The sequence below is a fragment of the Mycobacterium sp. genome (assembly GCF_049683935.1).
GTDB lineage: Bacteria > Actinomycetota > Actinomycetes > Mycobacteriales > Mycobacteriaceae > Mycobacterium.
Window position 1 is genome coordinate 1 of sequence record NZ_JBAUJR010000264.1, and the last position, 5,718, is coordinate 5,718.

At 67.5% G+C, this 5,718-nt stretch carries 5 protein-coding genes; all 5 read right to left on the bottom strand.

Annotated elements, in window-relative coordinates; translation table 11 throughout:
* The coding region (gene proB / locus WA965_RS15355; RefSeq protein ID WP_526447748.1) for a glutamate 5-kinase at positions 1 to 753 on the bottom strand (753 nt) is incomplete at its 3' end.
* Positions 754 to 771: 18 nt separating this feature from the next.
* Positions 772 to 2,229, bottom strand: a complete 1,458-nt coding sequence (obgE, locus tag WA965_RS15360) for a GTPase ObgE (RefSeq protein WP_526294338.1) — start codon at positions 2,227 to 2,229, stop codon at positions 772 to 774.
* Positions 2,230 to 2,319: 90 nt separating this feature from the next.
* A complete protein-coding gene (rpmA, locus tag WA965_RS15365; RefSeq protein ID WP_178356905.1) occupies positions 2,320 to 2,586 on the bottom strand; it encodes a 50S ribosomal protein L27 in 267 nt (88 codons plus the stop codon).
* Positions 2,587 to 2,603: 17 nt separating this feature from the next.
* Positions 2,604 to 2,927: a 50S ribosomal protein L21 gene (gene rplU / locus WA965_RS15370; protein ID WP_178356906.1), complete on the bottom strand. Its 324-nt coding sequence runs from the start codon at positions 2,925 to 2,927 to the stop codon at positions 2,604 to 2,606.
* A gap of 181 nt (positions 2,928 to 3,108) precedes the next feature.
* Positions 3,109 to 5,718: ribonuclease E (gene rne, locus WA965_RS15375; RefSeq protein ID WP_526447750.1), on the bottom strand; the 2,610-nt coding region annotated here is incomplete at its 5' end.

Sequence of the window (5,718 nt, forward strand, 5' to 3'; positions counted from 1 at the left end):
CAGCAGCACCGGCACGCCGGCATCGGCGGCCAACAGGGCTGACGACAGCTTCGACACCATGCCGCCGGTGCCCAGGTGGCTGCCGCGTCCGGCCGTCACACCAGCGAGGTCGGCGGGACCGTCGACCTCCGGGATGAAGCGTGCCGGATTGTCCGGGGACGCCTTGCGCGGATCGCCGTCGTAGAGTCCGTCGATATCACTGAGCAGTACCAGCGCGTCCGCCCCCACCAGGTGGGCGACCAGCGCCGAGAGTCGGTCATTGTCACCGAATCTGATCTCGTTGGTGGCCACGGTGTCGTTCTCGTTGACGATCCCCACCGCGTGCAGCGCCCGAAGCCGATCCAGGGTGCGTTGAGCGTTGGTGTGCTGCACCCGCAACGAGATGTCGTGCGCTGTCAGCAGCACCTGCCCCACCGTGCGGTTGTAGCGCCCGAAGGCCGCGCTCCAGGAGTTGACCAGCGCTACCTGTCCGACGCTGGCCGCCGCCTGCTTGGTGGCCAGATCTGTCGGCCGCCTGCTCAACCCCAGTGGCTCGATGCCCGCGGCGATCGCGCCGGACGACACGATCACCACGTCGGATCCAGCCTGCATTCGCGCTTCGATCGCGTCGGCGAGGATCTGCAATCGGCTCGCGTCGAACTCGCCGGACGGGGTGGTCAGCGCCGTGGTGCCGATCTTGACGACGACCGAACGCGCGGAGCGAACAGCTTCTCGGTGAACGGAGTCCGCCCATTCGGCTCGGTCGGTACTCACGGCAGTCTGCTCTTCGCGCTAGCGCTCATCGCTTCCGTCTTCTCCGGTTTCCCGTCGCGCCTTGCGTGCTGCCTTGCGCTCGTCGGCCGACACCCGGTCGGTCTGCTCGAGCCGGATATCGGTGCCGCGACCGGACATCTGCATGTCCACGCCCGCCGGGGTCTGGGGCTCCCAGTCGAACGTCATGTCGCCGATGGTCACAGCACACCCGGGCCGGGCGCCGAGCTTCAGCAACTGGTCTTCGACACCGAGACGCGCAAGTCGATCCCCCAGGTAACCGACCGCCTCGTCGTTGTCGAAGTTGGTCTGCGCTACCCAACGTTGCGGCCGGGTCCCCCGAACGACGAAACCGCCCATACCGTCCGCCTCGACGGTGAACCCGCTGTCGTCGACGGCCACCGGCCTGATCACCGGGCGGCGAGGGACCACCTCGGGTTGGGAAGCGCGGTAGGCGGACACCATCTCCCACAGCGCGAATGTCAGGGGCCGCAGACCCTCCCGGGCCACCGTCGACACCTCGTAGACGGGCCAGCCGAACTTGCCGTAGACATCCTCGCGGACGAAGTCGGCGAGTTCCCGGGCCTCGGGAACGTCGATCTTGTTGAGCACCACAGCCCGCGGACGTTCGGCGAGATCGCCCAGCGCCGAATCCCCTTGCAATGTCGGCGTGTAGGCCGCGAGTTCGGCCTCGAGCGCCTCGATGTCGGAGACGGGGTCGCGGCCGGGTTCGAGCGTCGCACAATCCACGACGTGCACCAGGACCGCGCACCGCTCGAGGTGACGCAGGAAGTCCAGTCCGAGCCCGCGCCCCTCGGAGGCGCCGGGAATGAGCCCGGGAACGTCAGCGACGGTGAAGGTGTGATCTCCCGCGGAAACCACGCCGAGGTTCGGCGCCAACGTGGTGAACGGGTAGTCGGCGATCTTGGGTTTTGCCGCAGAGATGGCCGACACCAGCGACGACTTACCCGCCGAAGGGAAGCCGACCAGGCCGACGTCGGCCACGGTCTTGAGTTCCAGGGTGAGATCGCGGATCTCCCCCTTTTCGCCGAGGAGTGCGAAGCCGGGGGCCTTGCGGGCACGCGACGCCAGCGCTGCGTTGCCCAGACCGCCCCTGCCGCCGGTGGCAGCGTCGAAGCGCGTGCCTGCGCCGACCAGATCGGCCAGCATGCGGCCGCGCTCGTCGAGGACGACGGTGCCGTCGGGCACCATCACCTCCAGGTCGGCGCCTGCGGCTCCGTCACGATTGTTGCCCGCACCCTGTTTGCCCGACGGGGCGACCACGTGGGGATGAAAGTGGAAGTCCAGCAAGGTGTGGACCTGCGGATCGACGACGAACACGATGCTGCCGCCGCGTCCGCCGTTGCCACCGTCGGGGCCACCGAGCGGCTTGAACTTCTCACGGTGGACCGAGGCGCAGCCGTTTCCGCCGTTGCCTGCCCGCGCGTGAACGACGACGCGGTCGATGAACCGGGTCATCGGAATTCCTTTCCATCACGAAACCTACGTTTTGCCTACGAAGCGCCAGAGCCCCTCTGCAAAACGCCGATCTCGACGGTGGAGAGGAACCTACGCGTCGACGCGTGCGACCCGGACGACGTTGACGAACTTGCGTCCGCGCTTCTTGCCGAACTCGACGGCGCCGGGCGCCGTGGCGAACAGCGTGTCGTCGCCGCCACGACCGACGTTGTCGCCGGGGTGGAAGTGAGTGCCGCGCTGCCGGACCAGGATCTCGCCGGCCTTGACGACCTGGCCGCCGAATCGCTTGACTCCCAGACGCTGCGCGTTGGAGTCGCGACCGTTGCGTGAGCTGGAAGCGCCCTTCTTGTGTGCCATTTCTGCCGCTCCCGTCGTTACTTGATGCCGGTGACCTTGAGCACCGTCAGCTGCTGACGGTGGCCTTGGCGCTTGTGATAACCGGTCTTGTTCTTGAACTTGTGAATCCGGATCTTCGGGCCCTTGGTGTGCTCGAGGATCTCGCCGGTGACCGCGACCTTCTCCAACGCCTTGGCGTCAGTGGTCACCTTCGAGCCCTCGACGACCAGAGCGACCGGCAACGAGACCGTGCCCCCGGGCTCGACGTCGAGCTTCTCCACCTTGACGATGTCACCGGCGGCGACCTTGTACTGCTTGCCACCGGTCTTCACGATCGCGTACGTGGCTGATTCGGCTGCCATCGATGGTCATCCTCTACTTCGCGTGCGGGCGCGCAGCACCTGGGGTGTGCGTGCGGGTCTGGGGCGCAGGTGAACCGAGTACCTGCGCGAACACAGTCTCGGGACTTCCTACTGTCTCCCGCCGGCCAGGGGTAGGCCCTGGAGACAACTGCTCAAGGTTACGTGACCAGCGGGTAGAGGGTCAAACCGCCGGCGGGCCCGCGGGTCGGGCCGCGGCGCGCCGTCGGTGCCTGCCGCTGCGAGCGGCGGCGGCAGGCTGTTCAGGCTCGTCGTCCTCGTCTGAGTCGTCGTCGTCGTCCGACTCGTCGAGAACCTCGATGTCGTCCTCGTCTTCGTCGTCATCATCATCGAGGTCGATCTCATCGCTGTCTTCGTCGTCGTCGGAGTCATCATCGTCGTCGTCCGAGTCGTCGTCGTCCGAGTCGTCGTCGTCCGAGTCATCGTCGTCGTCGTCGTCGTCGTCCGAGTCATCATCGTCGTCGGCGTCGTCGATGACGGCGTCGCGGATCGCTTCGGGATCGAATTCGGCGACCTCGTCGGCGCCCTCGGTGGCGTCCTCGGTGTCCTCGTCGTCGTCGTGCTTGCCGTTCGCCGCGGCCATCGCCTTGAACATCGGGTGCTCACCGGGAGAGTGCGCCGGCACCTTGACGACGGGCACTTCCTGCGCATCTCGTGCACCACGTTTGCCGCGCTTGCTGCGGCGGCCGCCTCCGCCGCCACCACCACCGTTGCCGCCGCCTCCGGAATCGGACTTGCGTCCCGCAGTCGATCCGGAGTCGACGGGATCGCCGTGCAGCATGATGCCGCGGCCGGCGCAGTGCGAGCAGGTGGTCGAGAACGCTTCGATCAGCCCGGTGCCGAGCTTCTTGCGGGTCAACTGCACCAGCCCCAAAGACGTCACCTCCGACACCTGGTGGCGAGTGCGATCACGGGCCAACGCTTCGGTCAGCCTGCGCAGCACGAGGTCGCGGTTGTTCTCCAACACCATGTCGATGAAGTCGATGACGATGATGCCGCCGATGTCACGCAGTCGCAGCTGCCGGACGATCTCCTCGGCTGCTTCGAGATTGTTGCGGGTGACGGTCTGCTCCAGGTTGCCGCCCGATCCGGTGAACTTGCCGGTGTTGACGTCGACGACCGTCATCGCCTCGGTGCGATCGATCACCAGCGTGCCGCCCGACGGCAGCCACACCTTGCGGTCCAGCGCCTTGGCGAGCTGCTCGTCGATCCGGTGCACGGCGAAGACATCAGGGCCGTCGGCCGACGCGGGCTCGTACTTCGTCATCCGCGGGAGCAACTCCGGGGCCACCGCGTTGACGTAATCGGTGATCGTCTTCCACGAATCCTCGCCGGCGACGATCAGCCCCGTGAAGTCCTCGTTGAACAGGTCACGGATCACTTTGACCAGCACGTCCGGCTCTTCGTAGAGAGCGACGGCGGCACCTGCGGCTTTGTTCTTGGTCTCGGTCGCCCGGGCGTCGATCTCATTCCAGCGCTCCTGAAGCCGGTCGACGTCGGTGCGGATGTCCTCTTCCTTGACCCCTTCGGAGGCGGTGCGGATGATGACGCCCGCATCCGAGGGAACCACTTCACGCAGGATCTCCTTGAGCCGCTGACGTTCCGTGTCGGGCAGCTTTCGGCTGATGCCGGTGGACGACGCGCCGGGCACGTACACCAGGTAACGGCCGGCCAGCGAGATCTGGGTGGTCAGCCGGGCGCCCTTGTGGCCCACGGGATCCTTGCTGACCTGGACGACGACATAGTCGCCGGGTTTGAGCGCCTGCTCGATCTTGCGCTGCGCGCCACCGAGGCCGGCGGCCTCCCAGTTGACCTCGCCTGCGTACAGCACACCGTTGCGGCCGCGACCGATGTCGACGAACGCGGCTTCCATCGAGGGCAGCACGTTCTGCACGATGCCGAGGTAGATGTTGCCGACCAGCGACGCCGAGGCCGCTGAGGTGACGAAGTGTTCGACGACGACACCGTCCTCGAGGACGGCGATCTGCGTGTAGCGGGCGCCTTCGTGCGGCGGTTCGGTGCGCACTTTGTCGCGCACGATCATGGTCCGCTCGACGGCTTCGCGGCGAGCCAGGAACTCGGCCTCGCTCAGGATCGGGGGCCGACGGCGACCGGCATCGCGGCCATCTCTGCGCCGCTGCCGCTTGGCCTCCAACCGGGTGGACCCGCTGATCCCCTGGATCTCGTTGTTCGACGAGGAACCGTCGCCGCCGCCCTTGGCGCGTCGGGGCGGACGTTCGTGCACCACCGTGTTGGGCGGATCGTCGGGCGCGGTGCCGCCCTCGTTGTCGTCGCCCGACCCGGACTTGCGGCGCCGGCGGCGGCGTCGGCGGGTCTTGCCGCCATCGGCGCCCGAACCGTCGTCGCCGCTGTCGTCGTCGCTGTCACTCTCGTCGTCGGACTCGGACTGGTCCCCGTCAGCCGACGTGTCACCCTCGGCGTCGGAAGCGGAATCGTCCCCGTTCTGCTCCCCACGGCCACGGCCCCGACCCCGGCGCCCACGCCTGCGGCGTTTGGCAGCCGGGCGATCGGCGTCATCATCGGAGTCCGAGCCGTCATCGTCGTCGGAGTCGTCATCGTCGTCACTGTCGCCCTCGTCGCTGCTGCTGATCTTGTCCGCACGCACAGGCTGCGGAGCGACGAACAGCGGCAGGTAGTCGGCGGGCTCGGCCGTGCTCGAGGTCGGAGTCTCCAGGATCAGCCGCGACTCCGGCTCCTCCTCGGCGACTGGTTCGGCGTCTGCGGCCACCTGGGCGCTCGGCTCAGGCTGGAC